A 23,857-nucleotide genomic window follows, 5' to 3' on the forward strand; every position below is an offset into this window, starting at 1 on the left:
CTCGCACCTGGGCCGACACCGGTGCACGGCAGCACACCCGAACGTAAGGTGGGTCACATGCGATTCGGACTCTTCATCCCCCAGGGCTGGCGCCAGGACCTCACAGGCATCGCGCCGGCCGACCAGTGGTCTGTCATGGACGGCCTCGCCCAGCACGCCGACACAGGCTCTGCCTTCGACTCCGTGTGGGTCTACGACCACTTCCACACAGTGCCCGAGCCGACCGAGGAGGCCACGCACGAGGCCTGGTCGCTCATGGCCGCCTTCGCCGCGTCGACCTCACGGGTCAAGCTCGGTCAGATGTGCACCTGCATGGCCTACCGCAACCCCGCCTACCTCGCGAAGGTCGCCACGACGGTCGACGTCATCAGCGGCGGCCGTGCCCAGATGGGGATCGGTGCCGGCTGGTACGAGCACGAGTGGCGTGCCTACGGCTACGGCTTCCCGAGGGCCGGCGAGCGCCTCGACATGCTCGACGAGGGCGTGCAGATCATGCGGCAGATGTGGATCGAGGGCACAGCGACCCTCGACGGGAAGCACTACCAGGTCGACGGGGCCCGCAACTACCCCCTGCCCCTCCAGGAGGGCGGCATCCCGCTGTGGATCGCCGGCGGCGGTGAGAAGAAGACGCTGCGCATCGCCGCGCAGCACGCCGACTACACCAACTTCGACGGCACGGCCGAGACCTTCACGGCCAAGTCGGAGATCCTCCGCGGCCACTGCGAGACCGTGGGCCGCGACTTCGCGGAGATCACCCGCTCGGCCAACTACAACGTGATCATCGGCGAGACCGCACAGGACGTCGAGGACCGGCTCGCCTGGCTCGGGGAGCACTACGCCAAGACCGTCCCCAGCAAGGCCGCCGAGACCGTCGAGTCCCTCCGCCAGGGCCCCTTGGTCGGCACCCCCGAGCAGATCGTCGAAGAGCTCACCCGCCTCGAGCAGCTCGGCATGACCTACGCGATCACCTATTTCGCCGAGGCTGCGTACGACCGCTCAGGCATCGAGCTCTTCGAGTCCCAGGTGGTCCCCGAGCTCAGGTAGCAGCAACCCGTCGGCCGGTCGCCCATGTCGACCGGCCGACACGAGCGACGCGCAGCGAGCCCGCCCCCGTCAGGCGATGCGCAGCGAGCCGTCCTCGGCAGCGAAGCGACCCGAGCAGATGCCCCCGGAGAGGAGCGAGGCGCAGCGAGCGTGCGCGCGATCGTGGTGGGCCTGGCACGGCGTGCCCAGGCACGCCGCGGAGATCGCGCGCACGCTCGCGGAGCCTCGCGGACCCCACGCACATCAGCTCTCAGCCACCACCATGGCAGTAGCGATCCCACCGTCGTGCGACAACGACAGGTGGAAGTACGCCACCCCCAGCTCCGCAGCCCGCGCAGCGACGGTCCCCCGCACCTCGACGACAGGCGCCCCGCCCCGTACGCGCGGGATCGTGCAGTCGTGCCACAGCAGGTTCCCCGGAGCGCCGAGCGCCTTGGCGAGGGCCTCCTTGGCGGCGAACCTGGCCGCGAGCGACGAGGGCGCAAGGTCGCGCTCGGGAGGGGTGAAGAGCTTCTCCCGCAGTCGCGGTGCCCGTTCGAGGGTCGCCATGAACCGTGCGATGTCGACGACGTCGACCCCCACCCCGACGATCATCGGGCAGCCCGGTGTCGCGGTGCGCGGCCCTGCAGGACCCAAGGCACGCGGACGGCCGCCGCCACCGAGGTGACGACGGCCGGTCCGTGCGAGGACGTCGGGGTCATTCGACCGTGACGGACTTCGCGAGGTTGCGCGGCTGGTCGACGTCGAGCCCACGGGCTGTCGCGAGCTCGCAGGCGAAGATCTGCAGCGGGACGACGGTGAGCAGCGGCGCGAGGAGCGTCGGGGCCTGCGGGACCCAGAACACCTCGTCGGCGTAGGGCAGCACGGCCTCGTCGCCGTCTTCGGCGAGCACGAGGGTGCGAGCCCCACGGGCGCGGATCTCCTGGATGTTGGAGATCACCTTGGAGTGCAGCGAGTGACGTCCGCGAGGCGACGGCACGATGACGAAGACCGCCTGGCCGGGCTCGATGAGCGCGATCGGTCCGTGCTTGAGCTCACCGGCGGCGAAGCCCTCGGCGTGGATGTAGGCCAGCTCCTTGAGCTTGAGCGCGCCCTCCATCGCGACGGGGAAACCGACGTGGCGGCCCAGGAACAGCACGGACGACGTGTCGGCCATCCATCGGGCGATCTCTCGCACGCGGGTCCCGCGGTCGATGACCTCCTGGATCTTGCCGGGCATCTCGCGGAGCTCGTCGTAGATCTTCGCGATCTCGTCGGGGAACATGTTGCCGCGCAGCTGGGCGAGGTACAGGCCGAGCAGGTAGGCCGCGGTGATCTGCGAGAGGAAAGCCTTGGTCGAGGCGACGGCGATCTCGGGCCCGGCGTGCGTGTAGAGCACGGCGTCGGACTCGCGCGGGATGGTCGACCCGTGCGTGTTGACGATCGAGATGACCTTGGCGCCCTGCTCGCGGGCGTGGCGCACGGCCATGAGCGTGTCCATGGTCTCGCCCGACTGGGTGATGGCCACGACGAGGGTCTTCTCGTTGACGACGGGGTCGCGGTAGCGGAACTCGTGGGCGAGCTCTACCTCGACGGGGATGCGGCACCAGTGCTCGATCGCGTACTTGGCGACGTGCCCGGCGTAGGCGGCTGTCCCGCAGGCGATCACGACGATCTTGTCGACGGTGCGGAGCACGGACTCGTCGATGCGCAGGTCGTCGAGGACGAGACGCCCCTCGAGGTCGGTGCGTCCGAGGAGGGTGTCGCCGACGGCCTGGGGCTGGTCGTGGATCTCCTTGTCCATGAAGGACGCGAAGCCGCCCTTCTCGGCGGCCTCGGCGTCCCAGTCGACCGTGAAGCGGCGCGGCTCGACGACAGTGCCCTCGAAGTCGATGACGGAGACGGCGTCGGGGGTGATCGTCGCGATCTGGTCCTGCCCGAGCTCGAGAGCCTCGCGGGTGAAGGCGATGAAGGCGGCGACGTCGGAGCCGAGGAAGTTCTCGCCGTCTCCGAGCCCGACGACGAGCGGAGAGTCGTGACGGGCGCCCACGACGGTGTCGGGGCGGTCGGCGTGGACGGCGAGGAGCGTGAAGGTGCCCTCGAGCCTGACGGCCGTGCGGCGCATCGCCTCGGTGAGGTCTCCAGTCTCGGCGAGCTCCTTGGCCAGGAGGTGGGCGGCGACCTCGGTGTCCGTCTCGGACAGGAAGGTGACACCGTCGCCGGCGAGCTCGAGGCGCAGCGCTGCGAAGTTCTCGACGATCCCGTTGTGGATCACGGCGAGGCGTCCGCCGTCCGCGAGGTGCGGGTGGGCGTTGAGGTCGTTGGGTGCGCCGTGGGTGGCCCAGCGGGTGTGCCCGATGGACGCGGTGGCATTAGCCAGCGGGTGGGCCTCGAGCTCTGCCGTGAGGTTCAGCAGCTTCCCGGCCTTCTTGGCCGAGACGACACGGTCGACCCCGGGGGCGACGAGCGCCACACCTGCGGAGTCGTAGCCGCGGTACTCGAGCCGCTTGAGGCCGTTGAGCGCTACCTCGAGGGGGCGCGAGGAGGGGACTTGGGATCCGACGTAACCAACGATTCCGCACATGGTCCCAGAGTCTAGACGACGCACGGCTCTGATCGATCAGGCAGAATCGTCGGGTGGTAGCCCAGAACATCGTCCCCGCGACGCCCTACGTCGATCTCGACAGGGCGGCGTGGTACCGGCTCTCCGAGTCGACCCCCCTCCCGCTGACCGACGCCGACGTCGCCAGGCTCCGTGGTCTCGGCGACCCCGTCGACCTGGCCGAGGTCGACACTGTCTACAGGCCGCTCTCGCGCCTGCTCAACCTCTACGTCGCGACGGCGGGCAGCCTGCACCAGGCGACGTCGACCTTCTTGCGGGAGGACTCGGGCCGGACGCCCTACGTGATCGGGGTCGCCGGCTCGGTGGCCGTCGGGAAGTCCACGACGGCCCGCGTGCTGCGCGAGATGATGGCCCGCTGGCCGGACACGCCCCGTGTGGAGCTGGTGACGACCGACGGCTTCCTCTACCCCAACGCCGAGCTCGAGCGCCGCGGCCTCATGGAGCGCAAGGGGTTCCCCGAGTCCTACGACCGTCGGTCGCTCATCAGGTTCTTGTCGAAGGTCAAGGCCGGGCGCCCCGAGGTCCGTGCGCCCGTGTACGACCACCTCACCTACGACATCGTCCCCGGGGCCGAGACCGTGGTGCACAGACCTGACGTGCTGATCGTCGAGGGCCTCAACGTCCTCCAGCCCGGACGCGCCACGCAGTCGGGGTCAGACCTGTCGGTCAGCGACTTCTTCGACTTCTCGATCTACGTCGACGCCCGGACGGCGGACGTGCGCCAGTGGTACGTCGACAGGTTCTTGTCCTTGCGCTCGACGGCGTTCTCACGCCCCGAGTCGTACTTCCACAGGTACGCGGGGCTCTCGGACGACGAGGCTGTCGCCCGGGCCGAGCACATCTGGGACACGATCAACGAGCCGAACCTGCTGCAGAACGTCGCACCGACCCGGAGCCGTGCGACTCTCGTGCTGCACAAGGGCCGCGACCACTCGGTCGAGCGGGTGCGGCTCCGCAAGATCTGAGGGCCGCTCGCGACCGGGCTGGCTCAGGCCGCGGAGGCACCCACGGTGGCCGCCTCACGGACCGCCGGCACGGCTGGGTCGGCCGCCTCGTCGGCTGCCGCTCCCGCGACGTCAGCGCCGCTGCGCCCGAGCAGGCGTCCGACGACGAGGTCGACCACATAGCCGAGGGCGATGCCGCCGACCACCCCGACGGCCATCGCGACGAGCGGCCTGTCACCGAGCCACATCCCTGACCCGATGCCGATGAGGGTCGAGTAGCCCGCCCACGTGACCCCGCCGACTGTCGCGAGAGCCACGAACCGTGGCGCCGGCATCTTGATGGCCCCCGCGGTCATGTTCACGGCGACCCGCCCGACGGGCACGTACCGCGCCGAGACGATGAACCTCGCCGGGCGGGCAGCCAGTGCGCCCTCGGCCCAGTCGAAGGCGGCCTGGAGACGACGTGCGCGCATGACCCGCCACGCACGGATGTGCAGATGACGACCCAGCAGGTAGGCGATCGAGTCCCCCAGCACAGCACCCACGGCTGCGGCCGCGACGATCGCCCAGAGGGGTGGTCCTCCTGTCGACACCGCGTACGCGGCGACCGCGATGACGAGGGTCTCGCTCGGCACCGGCGGGAAGAACGCGTCGACCACCACGAAGAGCACGAGGACAGCGAAGACCCAGGGTGACGCGGCGAGGCCCACGGCCCAGGCCTCGACGGAGTGCAGCACGTTCTCGATGATCTCCAGCACGTGCGTCGTCCCCTCCTCGGCCCGGACGTCCCGGTGTCCCACCAGCGTAGAAATCCGACGTGGCAGGCACCATCGGGTATCTCCCCGATGTGTCCCTGACAGTTCAGCACGCAGCCTCAGGGGTGGGCATCGGCCGCACGGATGACCGCAGGACGCACGAGGCCCACCTCAGGGACGAGCCGAGGTGGGCCAGAAGGTGCAGACGGAGTGCCACGCGGGCCGTGGCGGCCGCGATCACGCAGGGGGGCCAGAGGCAGTCAGGCAGTCGGGAAGCGGAGAGCCTGAGCGGCCTCGGCCGGGCCCTCGTGCCCACCCCAGAGCGTGGCGAGGTTGTCGTTCGAGGTGAGCGAGCGGATCTCGGCGTGGTCGAGGTACAGCTGGCCTCGGAGGTGGTCCGTCTCGTGCTGGACGATCCGCGCCGGCCAGCCCGTGAGCTCTTCGTCGAGCTGGCGCCCCGTCTCGTCCTGACCTGTCAGACGGACGGTGCGGAACCGCGTCACGACGGCCTGGTAGCCCTCGACGCTGAGGCAGCCCTCGAAGAACGAGCGTCGCTCGTCGCCGACGCCCTCGTAGGACGGGTTCACGAGCACCCTGTGCTCGAGCGGGGTCCGCTCGCGCGGGTCCTGGGCGTCGGGGGCCCCGGCGTCGTGCACCACGGCGATCTGCAGACCGATGCCGATCTGCGGAGCCGCCAGACCCACCCCGGGGGCGTCCACCATGGTCAGGCGCATGGCGTCGAGGAGGGCCGGCAGCAGGTCGCCGAGCTGACCGTCGTAGGCCGCCGCCGGCTGGCGGAGCACAGGGTGCCCCGCCTGCACGATCGGCAGCACACCACGGTCGAAGGTGTCGAGGTAGCGCTCGACAGCGTCACGGAACGACGGCTGGAGTGTCATGTCACGGGCTCCTGGGGCGACGGCGGCTCGAGGGACGAGCGCTCGGGGTGAGGGTCAGAGGGCGAGGCGCACGCGGACGACGTCCGCGAGAGACTCTGCGACGGTGTCAGCCTGCTCCTGGGTCGCGGCCTCGACCATGACCCGGACGAGCGACTCCGTGCCCGAGGGGCGCAGCAGGACGCGTCCGGTCTCGCCCAGCAGGACCTCGGCCTCGGCCACGGCGGCGAGGACGTCGCTGTCGCTGCTCGCACGGGTCTTGTCGACGCCCTTGACGTTGACCAGAGACTGCGGCAGACGACCGATGGCCGAGGCGAGCTCCGACATCGTCTTCTTGGTCTCCGCCAGACGGCTCAGCAGGTGCAGCGCCGTGAGCGTGCCGTCACCCGTGGTCGCGTAGTCCGTGAGGAGGACGTGACCTGACTGCTCGCCGCCGACGGAGTAGCCGCTGCGGCGCATCTCCTCGAGGACGTACCTGTCCCCCACGGCCGTCTCGACGGTCCTGATGCCCGACTTCTGCATCGCGAGCTTGAGCCCGAGGTTCGACATGACCGTCGTCACGAGGGTGCCGTTGGTCAACGTGCCGCGCTCGGCGTGAGCCTGCGCGAGGATCCCCATGATCTGGTCGCCGTCGACGATGTTGCCGTCTTCGTCGGCCGCGATGCAGCGGTCGGCGTCGCCGTCGAAGGACACGCCCGCGTGGGCCCAGTGGCCGACTGTCGCCGCCGCCATGCGGCGGGGGTGGGTGGCGCCGTAGCCGGAGTTGATGTTGATGCCGTCGGGGTAGGACCCGATGACCACGACCTCCGCGCCAGCGCGGCGCAGGGCCTCGGGGCCCACCTCGCTCGCGGCACCGTTGGCCGAGTCCACGACCACCTTGAGCCCGTCGAGACGGTAGGGCACGGTCGAGACGAGGAAGTCGACGTAGCGCCACACGGCTGTGTAGTCCTGCGTCATGCGACCCACGTCGGCACCTGTCGGACGGTCCCAGTCAGCGCGCAGACGCGCCTCGATCTGGTCTTCGACCTCGTCGGCGAGCTTGTACCCCGACCTGTCGAAGAACTTGATGCCGTTGTCTTCCATCGGGTTGTGCGAGGCCGAGAGCATGACGCCGAGGTCCACGTCCATGCTGTGGGTCAGGTACGCGACGGCAGGGGTGGGGACGACACCGACGTCGATGACGTCGACGCCAGCGCTCGCGAGGCCGGCGCAGACGGCGGCCGAGAGGAACTCGCCCGAGGCGCGGGGGTCACGGCCCACGACGGCCTTCGGGCGGTGGCCCGAGAACACACCGCGCTGCCCGAGCACGTGCGCTGCTGCGACCGCGAGGTCGAGAGCGATCTCGGCCGTGACGTCACGGTTCGCGAGCCCGCGCACACCGTCTGTTCCGAAGATACGAGCCATCTGCTGGTACACCCCTGTGAGAAGAGAGAGATCACGGCAGCGGGACTCCGCAGCCCGCCGGTCGAACGGCGAACGGCCCCGATGGGGTCACCATCGGGGCCGTCGCAGAGCGCGAAAGAATCAGCGCTTGGAGTACTGAGGAGCCTTGCGGGCCTTCTTGAGACCAGCCTTCTTGCGCTCGACGACGCGTGCGTCGCGAGTGAGGAAGCCAGCCTTCTTCAGCGTCGCGCGGTTGTGCTCCTCGTCGATCTCGTTGAGGGCACGGGCGATGCCGAGGCGCAGCGCGCCGGCCTGGCCGGAGGTGCCGCCACCGACGATGCGGGCGATGACGTCGAAGCGACCCTCGACGTCGACCAGCTTCAGCGGGGAGTTCACGAGCTGCTGGTGGACCTTGTTCGGGAAGTAGCCCTCGAGCGTGCGCCCGTTGATCTTCCACTGTCCGGTGCCGGGGACGAGACGCACACGTGCGACCGCCTCCTTGCGACGACCCAGAGCCTGGGCCGGCGCGGTGATGCTCTGGCCACGGCCCGCGGGGGCGGTGGTCTCAGAGGTGTAGGTGCTGGGTGCTTCTTCGTCCAGCGCGTCGATGTCGACGGTGGTCTCCGCCACGGTGATGTCCTCGCGTCCTTGGTATGTCAGCTGAGCAGGCGGGGCCTACTGAGCGACCTGGGTGATCTCGAACGGCTTCGGCTGCTGCGCAGCGTGGGGGTGCTCAGTGCCACGGTAGACCTTGAGCTTGCCCAGCTGGTTGCGACCGAGGGTGGTCTTGGGGAGCATGCCGCGGACGGCCTTCTCCACTGCGCGCTCCGGGTGCTTCTCGAGCAGGTCGGAGTACGCGACAGCACGCAGACCACCCGGGTAGCCGGAGTGGGTGTAGGCCAGCTTCTGCTCGCGCTTGTTGCCGGTCAGGGCGACCTTGTCCGCGTTGATGACGATGACGAAGTCACCGCCGTCGACGTGCGGAGCGAAGGTGGCCTTGTGCTTGCCACGGAGCAGAGTCGCCACGTGGGTAGCGAGGCGGCCCAGGACGACATCGGTCGCGTCGATGACGTACCAGTCACTCTGGACGTCGCCGGGCTTCGGGGTGTACGTACGCACGGTCGTAGCCTTCGTTTCGTATCGTGTCTTGCCAGACGCAGAGTTCTGCGGCCGGCGAGGTCGGCGAGCGCTCCGTCTCAGACCTAGCGAGTGGGCGCACCGGTCACGTATGGAAGCACAACGACTAGTCACACTATCTGCTCCACGGGTCGCCGGTCAAAACCGACTGCGTCACAACAGACCTCGGGAGGAGGTCGTCCGCGGCCCCTCGGGGCCGGGCCCCGGCGTCAGAGCCGAGGAGGACGGTGGTAGAAGCACGGAGCACTGTGATCCAGCCGCAGCAGATACTACCCGAGAGCCGCGCCGGCCACGTCATGGGTGCGCTGTCCGGGTAGAGGAGCCGGCACCGGAGCCGGGGACCACGATCACCGGCAGGGGGTCCACGAGGGGCAGGGCGATCGCGCCGACGCCGTAGGTCAGGCCGAGACCCGGTCCCCCACCTGGTGCGACGCCTGCCCGGCCTCAGCCGCCGCGCAGGTCGGGCAGGTCTGGGACCGCGCCTGCTCCGAGCAGCCTGCGCACACCACCCGCAGGGTCGTGCACGCCGTGGACGCGCAGTTCTCGTACGAGGCCGTCACGGCCGAGCAGAGCACGCAGGTGCCGAGCGGGACGGTCTCCGGGTCGAAGTCGACGTGCATCCGCTCGTCGAAGACGTACAGCGACCCCTCCCACAGGCTCGACGTCCCGAGCTCCTCGCCGTAGCGGACGATCCCACCGTCGATCTGGTAGACCTCCTCGAAGCCGCGGGCCGTCATGAGCGCCGAGAGCACCTCGCAGCGCACGCCGCCCGTGCAGTAGGTGACGACGGGCCGACCCTTGAGGTCGTCGTACCGGCCCGAGTCGAGCTCGGCCACGAAGTCGCGGGTGGTCCGCACGTCGGGAACGACAGCGCCCCGGAACCTGCCGATCTGAGCCTCGAAGGCATTGCGTCCGTCGAAGAACACGACCTCGTCCCCGCGCTCGGCGACGAGCGCGTCGACCTCCTTCGGGCTGAGGTGGGTGCCACCGCCCACGACCCCGTCGGCGTCGACCTCGAGCTCGTCCGGCGCGCCGAAGCTCACGAGCTCGGGACGCACCTTGACGCTCAGCCGCGGGAAGTCGGCGCCTGTGCCGTCGGACCACTTGACGTCCATGGAGGCGAAACCCGGGTACTGGCGCGTCGTCTTCACGTACTGCTTGAGGTCCTCGACCGTGCCGCCGAGGGTCGCGTTGATGCCGTGCTCCGACACGATCACCCGCCCCCTGAGGTTCCAGCGCTCGGCGAGCGCCGACTGCCACAGGCGCAGGGCGAGCGGGTCGGGGACCGGGGTGAAGGCGTAGAAGAGGACGATCTTGTGGACAGCCATGCCCCCAGGATAGGCGGCTCAGCCGTCGGGCTCACCGCTCCCGGCGGACCCGCTCCACGTCCCAGACGGGCTCCTGGGTGGCCCGGACCGTGCCGTCGCCCCCGAAGACGAGGAACCTCTCGAAGCCGCGGGCGAACCAGCGGTCGTGGGTCACGGCGACGACGGTCCCCTCGAACTGGGCGAGCCCGGCCTCGAGAGCCTCGGCCGAGTGCAGGTCCAGGTTGTCCGTCGGCTCGTCGAGCAGCAGCAGGGTCGCTCCGCCGAGCTCGAGCAGCAAGATCTGGAAGCGTGCCTGCTGACCACCGGACAAGGTCTCGAACTTCTGCTCCGCCTGCCCGGCGAGCTCGTACCTGTCGAGCGCCTTGCTCGCGGGCTCCCGGCTCATGCCGTCCCGGCTGCCCTCACCGCGGTGCAGGATGTCGAGGAGCGTGCGCCCGTCCCACTCGGGGTGGACGTGGTTCTGGGCGAACCACCCTGGGCGCACCCGCGAGCCGAGCGTGACGACGCCTGTGTGCTTGACAGGCTCCTGCGAGGCGGGCATGCCCTCGACCACCGGGGCGTGGTCCGCGGGGTCGGAGCCGCCTGCTGCCAGCAGGCGCATGAAGTGCGACTTGCCCGAGCCGTTCGACCCCAGCACGGCGACCCTGTCGCCGAACCAGATCTCGGTGTCGAAGGGCTTCATGAGGCCTGTGAGCTCGAGCTTCTCGGCCACGACGGCACGCTTGGCCGTCCGTCCGCCGGTCAGGCGCACGCGGACGTTCTGCTCCCGCGCGACGACCTCGGGCGGCCCGGCCTCCTCGAACTTGCGCAGCCGGGTCTGGGCCGCCTGGTAGCGGCTCGCCAGACCGTCGTTGAAGGCAGCCCGCGTCTTGAGGCCGTTGACCAGGTCTTTGAGCTTCGTGTGCTCTTCGTCCCAGCGGCGGCGCAGCTCTTCGAGACGGCTCATCCGGTCTTCGCGAGCGGCCGCGTAGGTGTCGAAGCCCTGTCCGTGGACCCAGACCGACGACCCCGACGCACCCGGCTCGAGCGAGGCCACCTGGGTCGCCGTGCGCGAGAGCAGCTCACGGTCGTGGCTGATGAACAGGACGGTCTTGCGGCTCGCGGCGAGCTGCTGCTCGAGCCAGCGCTTGGTCGGGACGTCGAGGAAGTTGTCCGGCTCGTCGAGAAGGAGCACCTCGTCGGGGCCGCGGAGCAGGGAGGTGAGCACGAGGCGCTTCTGCTCACCTCCGGACAGGGTCCGCATCGCGCGGTGCTGCGCCGAGTCGAAGGGGATCGAGAGGACCTCGTCGGTCACGTGGTCCCAGTCGTTCTCGGCGTCGTAGCCGCCGGCGTCGGCCCAGTCGGCGATCGCCTGGGCGTAGCGCATCTGGGTCGGCTCGTCGTCCGTGGTCATCATCGCGATCTCGGAGTCCGCGAGCTCGACGCCCGCCGCCCTGACGGCAGGGTTCGCGAGGTCGACCAGGACGTCGCGGATGGTCCTGTCGTCGTCGATCCGTCCGACGAGCTGACGCATGACGCCGAGCCCGCCGCTGCGGTTCACCCGGCCGCCGTGAGCCTCGAGGTCGCCCGAGACGATGCGCATGAGCGTGGTCTTGCCAGCGCCGTTGGGGCCCACCAGGGCCACCTTCGCGCCGTCGCCGACACGCAGGTCGACCCCCGACAGCAACGGACGCCCGTCGGGGAGGAAATAGCTGACGTCGTTGATGTCGATGTGTCCCACGGGGCTAGTGTGCCGTCTCGGCAGGGCTGGGAGCGAGCTCAATACCCGTCGGCGCCTGCGGCGACGTCCAGGCTCGCCGCCTGCACGAGGGTCCGGGCGCTCCCCTCGACGTGCGGACCGTGCTGCGCGGTGACACCGTGGAGGGATGAGCGAAGACACACCGGCAACCAGCACCGACGCCGCGCTGAACAGCGAGGGCGACACCGACCAGCTGCCCAAGGAGGACACCCTCACCCAGCGTGGGGTCGACGACCTCCTCGACGAGGGCTACTCCCCGCCCGAGAGGCCGCGGAGCAACCACTTCGGCGAGACGGCTCTCGAGGAGATCCAGGGCGAGACCCTCGACCAGCGACTCGCCGAGGAAGAACCCGACATCTTCGACGCCCCGGACTCCGGCGCGACGCAGCCCGACCGCGCAGGACGCCTCGTGGCCGACCCCGACGCCCTCGACGGGCGGGTCAACGACACCTTCGCCGAAGACACCGGTGTCGACGGCGGAGCGGCGAGCGCCGAAGAGGCAGCCGTGCACATCGTCGAGGAACCCTGAGCGCAGGGATCCCCGACCACCCGACGAGCGCGGCGACGCCGTCACGCTCGTCAGCACCGCAGGCCCGTCCGGCTCCGGACGGGCCTGCGGTGTCTCCGACGTCGTGCGGTGGCTACCGCGCTGCGCGGCGGCGCCCTCTCGAGCCGGGACCGTGCGGCCTACTGCCAGATGTGCTCTTCGATCCTCCGGGCTCGTGAGCGCTCCGCCTGGGCGGCGACCTCGTCGTCGGAGGGGTAGAAGACCTCTTCGAGGGTGAGCCCGTGCGGCGGGACCACCCCGGCGAGGGGGTCGCGCACTCCCCCGCGCAAGATCTCCCCGGGCCACTCCACGGGGCGCTGGCCGTAGCCCACAGCCATCGAGGCCCCGACGAGCGCGCGGACCATGTTGTGGCAGAACGCGTCCGACTGGACGCTCGCGACGACGAGCCCGTCGTCAGGCCCACCCACCCGGCGCTCCCACCGGAGCTCCTGCAGGTGCCGGATGGTCGTCGCGCCAGGCCTGGGACGGCAGAAGGCCGCGAAGTCCCGCACCCCCACGAGCGGCTCGGTGGCCGCGCGCATCGCGTCGACGTCGAGGGGCCGCCGGGACCACAGGGTCCAGTCGGCGCGCAAGGGGTCGCGCAGCTCGGCGCGGTCGACGATCCGATAGCTGTAGCGCCGCCACAGCGCACTGAACCTGGCATCGAAGCCTGGCGGCGCGACTGTCACCGCCCGGACCACGACGTCGGCCGGCAGCACACCGCTGATGCGGGAGAGCAGCGCCTGCTCGCTCGTCCTGTCTCCCCGACCCTCGAGCTTGATCCAGGTCTCGTCCGGGACGTCGATGTGCGTGACCTGCCCCCGGGAGTGCACACCGGCGTCGGTGCGCCCGGCCACCGTCAGACGCACCCGGGTGCGCAAGACCTGGGCGAGACCGTCTTCGAGGGTCCCCTGGACCGTCCGCAGCCCAGGCTGGACAGCCCAGCCGGCAAAGTCTGTCCCCCTGTAGGAGATGTCTAGTCTGATGCGCATCACGTCCTCCATGATGACGCACCGCGGGCTGCCGGGCGGACCCCGGTGGGCCCTGCGCACAGCAGCACCTGGACAGCGGCAGCGAGGCCTGCGCCGCGGCAGCGGGACCAGGGCGCCACCGGACCGAGGGACGTCACACCACCTGGCAGGGCCTCAGACACACCACGGGCACAGGGACGGACGTATCCTGCACCTCATGTCTGTTTCCGGCTCTCCGGCCCCGCTCACGCTCTCCGTCGACTGCGGGGGCGGCGGCATCAAGGCTGCGGTGCTCGACGCCGCAGGGACGGCGCACGCGCCTGCGGTCCGGGTCCCGACGCCGTACCCGCTCTCGCCGGAGCTGCTCGTGGACACCGTCGCCGGCCTCGCCCGTGACCTGCCGCCCGCGGACAGGGTGAGCCTGGGGATGCCGGGGATGATCCGGCACGGTGTCGTGATCCACACGCCGCACTACATCACCCGGACAGGTCCTCGCTCGCGGATCGACCCCGAGCTGCGTGAGCTGTGGTCCGGCTTCGACGCGAGGGCCGCCCTCGAGGGGCGTCTGGGTGTCCCGGTCCTCGTGCTCAACGACGCGGAGATCCACGGCGCCGGCGTGGTCGCGGGGACAGGCCTCGAGCTCGTGCTGACCCTCGGGACCGGGCTCGGCAGCGCGCACTTCGACGGCGGCCGGGTAGCACCCCACCTCGAGCTCTCCCACGCACCCGTGCGACGCGGCACCACCTATGACGCGTACATCGGCGAGATCGAGCGGCACAGGCTCGGGGACGGTCTGTGGTCGAGGCGCGTCGCACGCGTCGTCGACGGCCTGCGGCCCGTCTTCTTGTGGGACCGGCTGTACATCGGCGGGGGCAACTCGCGCCGGATCACCCAGGCTGTGCTCGACAGGCTGGGCGACGAGGTCGTCATCGTGCCGAACTCGGCAGCCCTCGTCGGCGGCGCCAGGGCCTGGGACCTCTTCGGATAGCTGGTGCGCCAGGCGCGGGTGGGGGTGCTGCTCCCGGCCATCCGTGAGCCGCTCTGGCCGTCTAGGGCCGCGCAGACGGGTCGACAGCCTCGAGGGCCTCGAGCACGACCCGTGTGAAGGCGACGGGCGCGTCGAGGCTGACCAGGTGCCGGGCCCTCGGGACCACCACCGTCCGGACAGGCTGGCCAGAGCGCTCCGCGGCCCTGCGGAACGCTGCCTGCTGGGTGCGGAAGTGGTCGAGGGCGCCGTTGACGAGCCACACCGGGCACCGCGACCTCGGCAAGGAGCCGAGCGGGTCGAGGCCACCGACGGCATCGAGCGCCTCGGACATCACGCGGAGCGCGAAGCCGCCGGCCGCGATGTCGTCCTGTGCCTGCGGAGAGAGCGCCGCACGGACGACGAAGGCGTTCAACCGGGCCCCAGAGTCCGGTGTCCGCTCGATCCAGCGGGAGAGCCGCGCCCACGCGGCCCGCAGCGGCACCCGGGGGTCTGTGCAGCAGCCGGCGGCGACCAGCCCGCGCACGGCGTCAGGGTGCTTGTCCGCGAACTCGACCGACAAGAACCCACCGAGCGACAGCCCGACGAGGAGCACCTCGCCGCCCAGGTCGTCGACGGCCTCGGCGATCACGGCGTCGCAGGCGGCGAGCGTGAAGGGCTCCCCGAGGCGGGTGCCGTGCCCCGGGAGGTCGACCGCCCGGACACGACGCCCCGCGGCCTCGAGGGAGGCGACCTGCGCCCGCCACATGGTCGACGAGGTCCGGATGCCGTGGACCAGCACGACAGGGAGCCCGGCCTGCACCCCACGCACTGTCGGCACGTCAACCACAGGCCGTCAGCTCGTAGAGAGCGGCGTCCCCTGCCGTGGCGACGGGGACGAAGCCTGTCGACACGTCGACCTCAGACAGGGCTGGTCCGAGCGGGCTGCGCTTGGCGCCGTCGCGAGGCTTCGTCCGGTCGACGTAGAAGTGGGTCACCCCGAGCTCACGCACGGCCTCGCACACCCTCGGGTCTGTCGTGACGTCGTCGAAGTGGTCGACGAGGTACTGCCGGTCCGGGTCGAGCCCGGAGATGTTCAGCTGCGGGAGCACGACGTGGGTGCGCCCCACAGACCACGCGTAGGGAGCGCCGCTGAACGGGTCCCCCAGCACGACGGCGTCGTCGCCGACGATCTCCGGCAGGTCGCGCATCAGCTCGAGCTCGTCGACGCTGAGCATGGTCCCCCACTGGATGCTCGCCGGGTCGTAGGCCTGGGCGAACCTCACGGCCCGCTGCGGGGCCTGGAAGGCCGCCGACGTCACGAAGGCGACCAGCAGCAGCGCGCCTGTCAGCGCGACCGGAGACCGGAGCCATGGCGCGCCGGGAGCCTTGTCCCGGACCCGTCCGCTCGCACGCACCCTGTCGACCACGGCCAGCGCGCCGACCGCCGCGAGGACCGCCGCAGGCACCGGGTAGAAAGCCTCGATCCGAGCTGCCTGGGTGTACCAGATCCCGGTGACCAGCCTCAGTGGGTTCTCCGGACCGGCGGCCAGGGCAGCGAGTGCCACGACGAGACCCGCGGAGACCACGAGCCAACGGTGCCGTCGCCGACGCAGGAGCACCACAGCCCCGACGACCACGAGCACCGACACCACGATGTTGCCGGGTACAGGGGTCAGGACCGTGTCGGTGAGGATCCGGGCGACCGACACGGGGATGCTCCGTTGCGGGGCCCGTGCGAAGCCGAAGACCATGTCGAGGACCGACGACCGGCTGAGCACGAGAGCAGCAGCTGTCACGAAGACCACCACGAGGACGGCCGGCACGAGCACCGCAGTCCTGCGCCCGCCGCGCCACGCGTCGCGGACGACGACGGCGAGCACCGTCACCACGAAGGGCGCGAGGACCACCGCCAACCCCACGAAGCCGCTCGGCTGTGCGAGTGCTACACCAGCAGCACTGCCCAGGGCCAGGGCCGTCAAGACCACAGAGGTCACCCGGGCGACAGGGGGCGAGGTCCGGTCCGCGCGGGACCGCCACGACCTCGTGGCCGTGACCACGGCGGCGGCCGCCCCAGGGATCAGCATGGTCGCGAGACCGTTGGGCCACTGCGCGAGGGTGGCCAGCTGGACCGTCGGGAACATCGAGAAGGCCGAGACGGCCAGTGCTGCGAGCACGGTGACCGCAGGTCGGTGCGGGAGCACGGCGCGGGCGAAGGCCGCGGCACCCAAGACCCACACGACGCTCATGACGAGGGTCGAGGCATTCGCCGCAGCCGTGATCGACGAGGCAGTCAGCGGACCGCCGAGGCTCACGACGAGCGACACAGCCGCGTGCCAGGCCGTCGGGTAGTAGACGCTCGCGCCTGCGCCGTAGAGCCCGTTGAGCTGGCTCGCGTCCCCGGTCTCCTGGATCAGGGCGAGCCCGTTGAGGTGGTAGACCGCGTCCCACTGCTGGAGCGGGGCGTCCGGCGTGCCCATGCCGATCATGGTCGGGACGACAGTCACGACAGCGGACACCGCGACCGCGGCACAGACCCAGACCCGCCACGACCACGTCGACGGTGCCCAGCGTCGGCCTGCGCCGCGAGACGAACCCTCTGACGGCGTCCCGGACCAGGCAGGCCCAGCACCGAGCCCGTCTGCGCCGGGCAGCAGACCGGTGACGCGCGCCCACCCAGAGCGGGTCGCGCGCCTGGCCAGGACGGCGACCGCAGCGACGACGACCAGGCACCCCAGCGCGAGAAGACCGACCGTCACGGGCGACCAGGCGACCCCGGACCTCGCGAGGACGACGGCGAGCACTGCGTAGAAGGCGACCGACAGTCCGGGGCCGGCACCGAGGGCCAGCCAGGCCGGGACGCCGGCGGCTCGCGCGACGAGCGCTCCAGGCGCGACCAGCACGGCCGCGCACGCCACGAAGGCTGGCACGAGCTCGATCCAGGACACGGACCGCTCCCCTCGTCGTCGTCTCTCGGCCCGTGGACGTGCTCGTGCACGCGCACCGGGGTCGACGTTAGCGCACGAGGCCCGGTCCGTGACGAGTCACGGACCGGGCCTCGTGGATGAAGCTCAGGCACTCGCCCCTGGGGACGAGGGCGGCGTCAGGCGTCCTTCTCGGACGACTCCTCTGCCGGTGCCTCGGCGTCAGCGGCCGGAGCCTCGGACGCGGGTGCCTCGTCAGCCTTGGCAGCCTTCGGGGCGGTCTTCTTCGCGGCCTTCTCGGCCTCGCGGACGACAGACTGCTTGGCGCTCACGGGCTCGAGGATGAGCTCGATGACGGCCATGGGGGCGTTGTCGCCCTTACGGTTGCCGACCTTCGTCACGCGGGTGTAGCCACCGTTGCGCTCGGACATGGCCGGGGCGATCTCGGTGATGAGGCGGTGCAGCGTGGTCGCAGCGTCGCCCTCTTCGCCGGGACGGTTGACCGTCTTGGAGTTGATGGTCTTGGCGACCTGGCGGATGTTGTGCAGGTCTCCGCGCTTCGCCTTCGAGATGAGGCGCTCGGCGAAGGGCTGCAGGCGCTTGGCCTTGGTCACCGTGGTGGTGATGCGGCCGTGCTCGAAGAGGCTCGTCGCGAGGTTCTTGAGGATGAGGCGCTCGTGGGACGGGCTTCCGCCGAGACGCGCACCCTTGGTGGGGGTAGGCATGGTGTGTGCTCCTAGAAAGGTGGGGGTGTGCCGGCCGCTCGCGCGGACGACTCAGACGTCAGGTGTACTGCTCGTCTTCCGTGTCGTCGCCGTCGTAGTAGTCGGCGGTCGAGGGGTCGAAGTCCAGCGGGGAGTCCTTGAGGGACAGGCCGAGCTCGGCGAGCTTGTCCTTGACCTCGTTGATGGACTTCGCACCGAAGTTACGGATGTCGAGCAGGTCTGCCTCGCTGCGTGCCACGAGCTCACCCACGGCGTGGATGCCCTCGCGCTTGAGGCAGTTGTACGAACGGATCGTCAGCTGGAGGTCCTCGATCGGGAGCGCCAGGTCAGCGGCCAGCGCGGCGTCGGTCGGCGACGGGCCGATCTCGATGCCCTCGGCCTCGACGTTGAGCTCACGGGCCAGGCCGAACAGCTCGACCAGCGTCTTACCAGCCGACGCGAGCGCGTCGCGGGGGCTGATGGCCTGCTTGGTCTCGACGTCGACGATGAGCTTGTCGAAGTCGGTGCGCTGCTCGACACGGGTCGCCTCGACCTTGTACGTGACCTTAAGGACCGGCGAGTAGATCGAGTCGACCGGCACGCGGCCGATCTCGGCGTCGAAGGACTTGTTCTGCTGGGCAGAGACGTAGCCACGTCCACGCTCGACGGTGAGCTCGATCTCGAGCTTTCCCTTGTCGTTGAGGGTCGCGATGTGCAGATCGGGGTTGTGCACCTCGACGCCCGCCGGCGGGACGATGTCCGCGGCGGTGACCACACCGGAGCCCTGCTTGCGCAGGTACATCACGACGGGCTCGTCGTTCTCCGAGGAGACGACGAGGTTCTTGACGTTGAGGATGATCTCGGTGACGTCTTCCTTGACACCGGGGACGGTGGTGAACTCGTGGAGCACACCGTCGATCCGGATCGAGGTGACTGCAGCGCCGGGGATCGACGAGAGCAGCGTGCGACGGAGCGAGTTGCCGAGCGTGTAGCCGAAGCCAGGCTCGAGCGGCTCGATGGAGAAGCGTGAGCGGCTCTCCGAGATGACCTCTTCGGTCAGTGTGGGGCGCTGTGCGATAAGCACGTGGGTGTGTTCCTTTCAGCATGCGTCCGCTATATGACGCATCACGAACCCGGGACGAAGATCTCCTCGCCGGGACCTGCAGCTTGCTGCCGGGTGACGGTGCTCTGCCCACGTGCGGGGCACGTGGGCAGAGCACCGTCTCGGCGGTGACGACCGGTCAGGTCAGACGCGGCGGCGCTTGGGCGGGCGGCAGCCGTTGTGCGCCTGGGGGGTGACGTCCTGGATCGAGCCGACCTCGAGGCCAGCGGCCTGGAGGGAGCGGATCGCGGTCTCGCGCCCGGAGCCGGGGCCCTTGACGAAGACGTCGACCTTCTTCATGCCGTGCTCCTGCGCACGGCGTGCAGCGGCCTCGGCGGCGAGCTGCGCGGCGAACGGGGTCGACTTGCGCGAACCCTTGAAGCCGACCTGGCCGGAGGAGGCCCAGGAGATGACCGCACCGGACGGGTCCGTGATGGACACGATGGTGTTGTTGAAGGTGCTCTTGATGTGCGCCTGGCCGATGGCGACGTTCTTCTTGTCTTTACGGCGAGGCTTGCGTGCGCTCTGGGCGCCGCGAGTCTTGGGAGGCATGTGCTGTTTCTTTCCTTGCTCGAGGTCTTCGGATCGCGGGAGAGGTGTTCGGCGGCCGATGTAGAACCGCCGGCTCCCGGCGAACTACTGGCTGCTAGCGGGCCTTCTTCTTGCCGGCCACGGTGCGCTTGGGGCCCTTGCGGGTACGCGCGTTGGTCTTCGTGCGCTGTCCGCGCACGGGCAGGCCGCGGCGGTGGCGCAGACCCTCGTAGCAGCCGATCTCGACCTTGCGGCGGATGTCAGCAGCAACCTCACGGCGAAGGTCACCCTCGAGCTTGTAGTTGCCCTCGAGGTAGTCACGGAGCGAGACGAGCTCGGCGTCGCCGAGGTCCTTCACGCGGACGTCGGGGCTGATGCCCGTCGCTGCCAGCGTCTGCTGGGCGCGGGTACGGCCGACGCCGAAGATGTAGGTGAGTGCAACCTCGAGCCGCTTGTCGCGGGGGAGGTCGACACCGATAAGACGTGCCATGTGCCTTCCGGCTCCTGTACTGCATTCGGAGGTCTGCCGCACCATCTCTCGCGGATTTGCGAGCCCCGGCCTCCGAGCCGAGGGTGACGCCTGGTCGCGGATCTCTCCGTGCCAGCCGTTGGTGGTGCGCTGGGTCGTGCGTGCCCGGTTGTTCAGCCCGCCGGACAGGCACTGGTCGATCTGTGAAGCATGTGCCCTAGAGCACCGAGGCCTCTCAGCCCTGGCGCTGCTTGTGACGCAGGTTCTCGCAGATGACCATGACGCGACCGTGCCGGCGGATCACCTTGCACTTGTCGCAGATCTTCTTGACGCTGGGCTTGACCTTCATCGTGGTTCCTCCGCCGCCGTGTGGCGCATGCGCGCAAGACAGCAGTTGATCGAGTGGTGGTTACTTGTAGCGGTAGACGATCCGGCCACGGGACAAGTCGTACGGGCTCAGCTCGACCACTACGCGGTCCTCGGGGAGGATCCGGATGTAGTGCTGTCGCATCTTGCCCGAGATGTGAGCGAGCACCTTGTGACCGTTGGCAAGCTCCACGCGAAACATCGCGTTCGGCAGCGCCTCGACCACGCTGCCCTCGATCTCGATGACACCGTCCTTCTTCGCCATATCCTCCGCTAACTCTCGTGACGAACATCCTGCCCACGGCCGCGTCGGCCACGCCCGGAACGGGTCCGGGAGACGTGGTCTGCAGCTGTTGCCAGCTGTCGAGACCGTGGAGTGGAGGTGGAAGTGCGCGAGCACTACACACCCAACGAAACATCTTACGGCACGAGACCCGAAACAGGAAAACTGTGCCGCACGTCATGCCATGTCGTCGTCCTCGTAGTCGGCCTCGTCCTCCGCGTCGTCCTCGGCGTCGTCGTGCGGGCGCTCGTCGCCTGCACGCCCGGTGGGCGCGGCGCCCCTGCCGCCGCCCCTCCTCCCCCGGCCGCCCGACCCGCCTCGGCCGCCTGGTCCACCTCGCCGACCGGCGTCCCCAGGGCCTCGTGCTCCCCCGGCGCCGGGTTCCCCGGCGGGGTCGTCGAGCAGCCCCAGGTCGCGCGCCTTCTCGACGGTCTCGACGCTCGAGTGGGTCCCGAGCTTCTGGTAGATGCTCCGCAGGTGCGTCTTGACGGTGTTGGCGGACAAGAACAGCGAGCGGGCGACGCTCGCGAGCGACGGGCTCTCGGCCAGGCTGCGCAGCACCTGCATCTCGCGGCTGCTGAGCCTGGCGCGCGGCGACTCCCCGGGGAACACGCTGTCGCTCTCGGCGAAGCCCGGTGCGTCGAGGACCGCGCGGACCGCAGGCACCTGCGCAGCCAGGTCCTCGAGCACCTCCCGCGGGACCTTGAGGAAGCTGCGCAGCAGCCCGGTCGCCCGGAAGAGGGCGACAGCCTCTTCGAGCGCGACGGCAGCCTCGTGCCTGTGCCCGCGGCCGAGCTCGGCCGCGGCGAGCACCAGCAGCAGGTCGAGACGCATCCGCGGGCCGTTGAGGTGCGTGGCCAACCACGCCGTGCACCTGTCGACGGCCTCGTCCAGGTCCCCCGCGACGAGGTCTGTCCGGGCGCAGGCGAGCGCGACGGCCTCGTACCGCCGGTCCATGCCCGCGACAGCTGCTCGAGCCCGCGAGACGTACCCGAGCCCGAGGTACAGCTCGACCGCAGCCCCTGCCAGCAGAGACTCCCGCAGGCTGCGTGACGCGCTGCTGCCCTCGAGAGCCTGCCGCGCCGCCTCGACCTCCGCCAGAGCCTCGTAGTGGGTGCCGTCCCGCAGCGCGATCTGCGACCGGACCGCGATGACCACGACACCGAGCCCGGACGCACCACCAGGATCGCCGGGCGGCAGCAGAGCCGTCCCGCTGGACGGTTCGAGGCGCTCGAGCGCGACGATCGCCCGGACGGTCTGGACCCCTCGTCCGTCGGCCGTGCGGCCTGCAGTGCTGGCCCGGCCGAGCTCTGAGACGACGGCGGGGACCTCGAGCAGCCACTCCTCAGCCTGCTCCAGATAGCCGAGCAGCGCACAGCACAGGGCGGCACCGACCGCAGACTCCCGCAGCACGAGCGGCCTGCCAGCGCTGCGCGCGAGACCAGCCCCCTGACGGAAGGCCGAGAGCGCGCCCTCGACGTCTCCGGCGAGGAACCGTGTCACCGCCCACTCGTAGAGCAGCGGGGCGAGCTCCCCCTGGGCGGCCGCGTCCGCACCGTCGAGGATCGGCCCGACGCCCACCTGTGCCTGCTCTGCGAGGTGGGTCGCGGCGCCGTAGTCACCGGTGAGGCGCAGCGTGACGATCTGCGCCAGTCCCTCCTCCATCGAGCCGAGCGCCTGGGCGGCCGGACCGGTGCCGTCAGCCGCGGAGCCAGGACCGGCTGCCCGCAGCCCGCGCACAGCGTCGTGCGCCGCGCCACCAGGGTCGCCGCGCTGGGGACGGAGCACGGGCAGCAGGTGCGCGTGCGCGATCCCGAGGCGAGGGTGGCGGGCCAGCACAGTCGCGGGGACCCGTTCGACCACGTCGGCGACGACATCCGGGTGCTCGGCGACCAGGGTCGCCCAGTGACTTTCGACGAGCTCGGCACAGGCTTCCCAGGTCCGCGCCTCGAGCAGGTGCTCGACAGCCTCGCCGACCCGCCCCTGGGTCGTCCGCAGCCGTGCCATGCGGCGCTGGGCGACCCTGTACCGGCGCGGTTCCTCAGCACGGAAGATCTCCGTCGCCGCCAGGGCGACAGCCTCGACGTACCTGAGCCGCACCTGCGTGCCTGCGGTCTCCTGGACGAGCAGACCGACGTCGACGAGCCCGCAGACGATGTCCGCGCAGTCACGCAGGCCTGTGGTCCAGGTCGCGTCGTCGACCGTGAAAGGCCCGATGAAGCCCGTGAGCTGCACAAAACGCTTGAGCGCTGGGTCGGCGAGCTCGTCCCAGACCGATCTGAGATAGGGGAGCCCCGCCGAGAGGTCGAGCCTGTGGCTCGGCACTGCCGGTGTCGCCGGCACCACGGCCGGTCGACCTGTGGCCTCGACAGCAGGTCCGTCGGCCCGCGTCGCGAGGTCTGACCGGGACCGTCCTCCAGGGCGAGCCCGCGGACCAGAGCCGACGAGCACGGCACGCAGCAGCGCGGCCCATCCACCGGTCGCCCGGACGAGTGACCGGACCGACTCGCTCGAGAGGTCGTGACCGAGGGCCGCGACGAGGCGGGTGGTGTCGTCGACCCCGAGCAAGAGGTCCTGGGGTCCGAGGACCACCGAGTCGACGGTCGAGGCGAGGAGCGGCTCGGTGGTCCGCGGGCTCCGCGCCAGCACCACCACGTACAGCAGGTCGAACCGCTGGACGAGCTCGAGGATCTCCCCGGCGACGTGCGGGTCAGGGTTGTCGTCAAAGTCGTCGACGACCACGCAGAGCGGCTCGGTGCGTCCAGCGATCGCTGCGACCACGTCGCTCCGCCCGGGCACGAGGCCTGGCTCGACGGCGCTCAGCCCGGCGCGCCACAGCTCGGCCGCGAGCCGCGCCCAGAACGGGGCGGGCATCCCGTCCGCCAGGACCGACGGCAGCCTGCACGACACCCAGACGAGGTCGTGACCGGGGGTCCGTGCGCGGGCCCACGAGCTGACGAGCGCCGTCTTGCCGTAGCCCTTGGGCGCGCAGATCACCGTGAGCGGCTCGTGGCGGTCGAGCAACGACGTCAGTGCGGGCTTGCCGACGAGGACCGAGGGCGCACGAGGGAGCCTCGGGGGGCGCATGCCACCCCCAGCCCCCCGGTGCTCGGAATCCCACGACATCTGGTCGCCCTGCTCGTCGGTCCTTCTGCTCGAAGGACGGGAGGCC

The 23,857-nt window shown here is 70.4% G+C and carries 23 protein-coding genes; 4 read left to right on the plus strand and 19 right to left on the minus strand.

From position 1 onward, the window contains the following. Positions 1 to 57 precede the first annotated feature (57 nt). A complete protein-coding gene (locus HZZ10_RS01135) occupies positions 58 to 1,044 on the plus strand; it encodes an LLM class F420-dependent oxidoreductase (RefSeq protein ID WP_179912118.1) in 987 nt (328 codons plus the stop codon). Between the two features lie 243 nt (positions 1,045 to 1,287). Here the strand turns inward: HZZ10_RS01135 and HZZ10_RS01140 are convergent, their stop codons facing one another. Further along, complete coding sequence (locus HZZ10_RS01140; protein ID WP_056128760.1) at positions 1,288 to 1,638, minus strand: holo-ACP synthase; 351 nt, start codon at positions 1,636 to 1,638, stop codon at positions 1,288 to 1,290. Between the two features lie 103 nt (positions 1,639 to 1,741). Continuing rightward, entirely contained in the window at positions 1,742 to 3,607 is a 1,866-nt protein-coding gene (gene glmS / locus HZZ10_RS01145) for a glutamine--fructose-6-phosphate transaminase (isomerizing) (protein ID WP_179912119.1), read from the minus strand. 53 nt (positions 3,608 to 3,660) lie between these two features. Between glmS and coaA the strand changes: the two genes are divergently transcribed. Then, entirely contained in the window at positions 3,661 to 4,611 is a 951-nt protein-coding gene (gene coaA, locus HZZ10_RS01150) for a type I pantothenate kinase (RefSeq protein WP_156382652.1), read from the plus strand. 23 nt (positions 4,612 to 4,634) lie between these two features. On the opposite strand, the gene HZZ10_RS01155 is transcribed toward coaA, so the two are convergent. From HZZ10_RS01155 to HZZ10_RS01185, 7 genes are all read right to left on the minus strand, one after another. Then, entirely contained in the window at positions 4,635 to 5,390 is a 756-nt protein-coding gene (locus HZZ10_RS01155; protein ID WP_308507453.1) for a DedA family protein, read from the minus strand. A 215-nt stretch (positions 5,391 to 5,605) separates the two neighbouring features. Then, positions 5,606 to 6,241 carry a peptide deformylase gene (locus tag HZZ10_RS01160; protein WP_179912120.1) on the minus strand — a complete coding sequence of 212 codons (636 nt, stop codon included), beginning with the start codon at positions 6,239 to 6,241 and terminating at the stop codon, positions 5,606 to 5,608. Positions 6,242 to 6,295: 54 nt separating this feature from the next. Continuing rightward, positions 6,296 to 7,642: a phosphoglucosamine mutase gene (gene glmM / locus HZZ10_RS01165; RefSeq protein WP_179912121.1), complete on the minus strand. Its 1,347-nt coding sequence runs from the start codon at positions 7,640 to 7,642 to the stop codon at positions 6,296 to 6,298. 120 nt (positions 7,643 to 7,762) lie between these two features. Beyond that, complete coding sequence (gene rpsI, locus HZZ10_RS01170; protein WP_012867906.1) at positions 7,763 to 8,251, minus strand: 30S ribosomal protein S9; 489 nt, start codon at positions 8,249 to 8,251, stop codon at positions 7,763 to 7,765. Between the two features lie 45 nt (positions 8,252 to 8,296). After that, positions 8,297 to 8,740 (minus strand): 50S ribosomal protein L13, encoded by a 444-nt coding sequence (rplM, locus tag HZZ10_RS01175; protein ID WP_012867907.1) that lies wholly within the window; start codon positions 8,738 to 8,740, stop codon positions 8,297 to 8,299. A 416-nt stretch (positions 8,741 to 9,156) separates the two neighbouring features. Beyond that, a complete protein-coding gene (trhO, locus tag HZZ10_RS01180; RefSeq protein WP_056128744.1) occupies positions 9,157 to 10,086 on the minus strand; it encodes an oxygen-dependent tRNA uridine(34) hydroxylase TrhO in 930 nt (309 codons plus the stop codon). Positions 10,087 to 10,117: 31 nt separating this feature from the next. Further along, complete coding sequence (locus HZZ10_RS01185; RefSeq protein WP_056128740.1) at positions 10,118 to 11,806, minus strand: ABC-F family ATP-binding cassette domain-containing protein; 1,689 nt, start codon at positions 11,804 to 11,806, stop codon at positions 10,118 to 10,120. A gap of 145 nt (positions 11,807 to 11,951) precedes the next feature. Between HZZ10_RS01185 and HZZ10_RS01190 the strand changes: the two genes are divergently transcribed. After that, positions 11,952 to 12,353, plus strand: a complete 402-nt coding sequence (locus HZZ10_RS01190; protein ID WP_056128737.1) for a DUF5709 domain-containing protein — start codon at positions 11,952 to 11,954, stop codon at positions 12,351 to 12,353. A gap of 158 nt (positions 12,354 to 12,511) precedes the next feature. Here the strand turns inward: HZZ10_RS01190 and truA are convergent, their stop codons facing one another. Further along, the gene (truA, locus tag HZZ10_RS01195) at positions 12,512 to 13,375 is read right to left on the minus strand and encodes a tRNA pseudouridine(38-40) synthase TruA (protein WP_056130625.1); all 864 of its coding nucleotides are present in this window, start codon (positions 13,373 to 13,375) and stop codon (positions 12,512 to 12,514) included. Positions 13,376 to 13,559: 184 nt separating this feature from the next. Between truA and HZZ10_RS01200 the strand changes: the two genes are divergently transcribed. Continuing rightward, positions 13,560 to 14,330, plus strand: a complete 771-nt coding sequence (locus tag HZZ10_RS01200) for an ROK family protein (RefSeq protein WP_179912122.1) — start codon at positions 13,560 to 13,562, stop codon at positions 14,328 to 14,330. Between the two features lie 61 nt (positions 14,331 to 14,391). Here HZZ10_RS01200 and HZZ10_RS01205 read toward each other — a convergent pair whose 3' ends face one another. From HZZ10_RS01205 to HZZ10_RS01245, 9 genes are all read right to left on the minus strand, one after another. Beyond that, the gene (locus HZZ10_RS01205) at positions 14,392 to 15,129 is read right to left on the minus strand and encodes an alpha/beta fold hydrolase (protein WP_235533816.1); all 738 of its coding nucleotides are present in this window, start codon (positions 15,127 to 15,129) and stop codon (positions 14,392 to 14,394) included. 19 nt (positions 15,130 to 15,148) lie between these two features. After that, positions 15,149 to 17,254, minus strand: coding sequence for a DUF6541 family protein (locus HZZ10_RS01210; RefSeq protein ID WP_179912123.1), 2,106 nt, complete (start codon positions 17,252 to 17,254; stop codon positions 15,149 to 15,151). Positions 17,255 to 17,409: 155 nt separating this feature from the next. Further along, positions 17,410 to 17,955 (minus strand): 50S ribosomal protein L17, encoded by a 546-nt coding sequence (gene rplQ, locus HZZ10_RS01215; RefSeq protein WP_056128725.1) that lies wholly within the window; start codon positions 17,953 to 17,955, stop codon positions 17,410 to 17,412. A 58-nt stretch (positions 17,956 to 18,013) separates the two neighbouring features. Then, positions 18,014 to 19,018 (minus strand): DNA-directed RNA polymerase subunit alpha, encoded by a 1,005-nt coding sequence (locus tag HZZ10_RS01220; protein ID WP_056128722.1) that lies wholly within the window; start codon positions 19,016 to 19,018, stop codon positions 18,014 to 18,016. A 162-nt stretch (positions 19,019 to 19,180) separates the two neighbouring features. Beyond that, complete coding sequence (rpsK, locus tag HZZ10_RS01225; RefSeq protein WP_056128719.1) at positions 19,181 to 19,588, minus strand: 30S ribosomal protein S11; 408 nt, start codon at positions 19,586 to 19,588, stop codon at positions 19,181 to 19,183. 94 nt (positions 19,589 to 19,682) lie between these two features. Next, on the minus strand, positions 19,683 to 20,057 hold the full coding sequence (gene rpsM / locus HZZ10_RS01230; RefSeq protein ID WP_056128718.1) for a 30S ribosomal protein S13: 375 nt from the start codon (positions 20,055 to 20,057) through the stop codon (positions 19,683 to 19,685). 214 nt (positions 20,058 to 20,271) lie between these two features. After that, positions 20,272 to 20,385, minus strand: a complete 114-nt coding sequence (gene rpmJ / locus HZZ10_RS01235; protein ID WP_009740505.1) for a 50S ribosomal protein L36 — start codon at positions 20,383 to 20,385, stop codon at positions 20,272 to 20,274. Positions 20,386 to 20,445: 60 nt separating this feature from the next. Continuing rightward, a complete protein-coding gene (gene infA, locus HZZ10_RS01240) occupies positions 20,446 to 20,667 on the minus strand; it encodes a translation initiation factor IF-1 (protein ID WP_012867920.1) in 222 nt (73 codons plus the stop codon). A gap of 195 nt (positions 20,668 to 20,862) precedes the next feature. Further along, a complete protein-coding gene (locus HZZ10_RS01245) occupies positions 20,863 to 23,772 on the minus strand; it encodes a LuxR C-terminal-related transcriptional regulator (RefSeq protein ID WP_179912124.1) in 2,910 nt (969 codons plus the stop codon). Positions 23,773 to 23,857: the final 85 nt, after the last annotated feature.

The sequence above is a fragment of the Sanguibacter inulinus genome (assembly GCF_013415325.1).
Lineage (GTDB): Bacteria > Actinomycetota > Actinomycetes > Actinomycetales > Cellulomonadaceae > Sanguibacter > Sanguibacter inulinus.

Excerpts from the sequence above, each read along its gene's own strand:
- HZZ10_RS01135 (WP_179912118.1), top strand. The coding sequence starts at position 58 with ATGCGATTCGGACTCTTCATCCCCCAGGGCTGGCGCCAGGACCTCACA.
- HZZ10_RS01140 (WP_056128760.1), bottom strand. The coding sequence starts at position 1,638 with ATGATCGTCGGGGTGGGGGTCGACGTCGTCGACATCGCACGGTTCATG.
- glmS (WP_179912119.1), bottom strand. The coding sequence starts at position 3,607 with ATGTGCGGAATCGTTGGTTACGTCGGATCCCAAGTCCCCTCCTCGCGC.
- HZZ10_RS01160 (WP_179912120.1), bottom strand. The coding sequence starts at position 6,241 with ATGACACTCCAGCCGTCGTTCCGTGACGCTGTCGAGCGCTACCTCGAC.
- glmM (WP_179912121.1), bottom strand. The coding sequence starts at position 7,642 with ATGGCTCGTATCTTCGGAACAGACGGTGTGCGCGGGCTCGCGAACCGT.
- trhO (WP_056128744.1), bottom strand. The coding sequence starts at position 10,086 with ATGGCTGTCCACAAGATCGTCCTCTTCTACGCCTTCACCCCGGTCCCC.
- HZZ10_RS01190 (WP_056128737.1), top strand. The coding sequence starts at position 11,952 with ATGAGCGAAGACACACCGGCAACCAGCACCGACGCCGCGCTGAACAGC.
- truA (WP_056130625.1), bottom strand. The coding sequence starts at position 13,375 with ATGGAGGACGTGATGCGCATCAGACTAGACATCTCCTACAGGGGGACA.
- HZZ10_RS01200 (WP_179912122.1), top strand. The coding sequence starts at position 13,560 with ATGTCTGTTTCCGGCTCTCCGGCCCCGCTCACGCTCTCCGTCGACTGC.
- rplQ (WP_056128725.1), bottom strand. The coding sequence starts at position 17,955 with ATGCCTACCCCCACCAAGGGTGCGCGTCTCGGCGGAAGCCCGTCCCAC.
- rpsK (WP_056128719.1), bottom strand. The coding sequence starts at position 19,588 with ATGCCTCCCAAGACTCGCGGCGCCCAGAGCGCACGCAAGCCTCGCCGT.
- rpsM (WP_056128718.1), bottom strand. The coding sequence starts at position 20,057 with ATGGCACGTCTTATCGGTGTCGACCTCCCCCGCGACAAGCGGCTCGAG.
- rpmJ (WP_009740505.1), bottom strand. The coding sequence starts at position 20,385 with ATGAAGGTCAAGCCCAGCGTCAAGAAGATCTGCGACAAGTGCAAGGTG.
- infA (WP_012867920.1), bottom strand. The coding sequence starts at position 20,667 with ATGGCGAAGAAGGACGGTGTCATCGAGATCGAGGGCAGCGTGGTCGAG.
- HZZ10_RS01245 (WP_179912124.1), bottom strand. The coding sequence starts at position 23,772 with ATGCGCCCCCCGAGGCTCCCTCGTGCGCCCTCGGTCCTCGTCGGCAAG.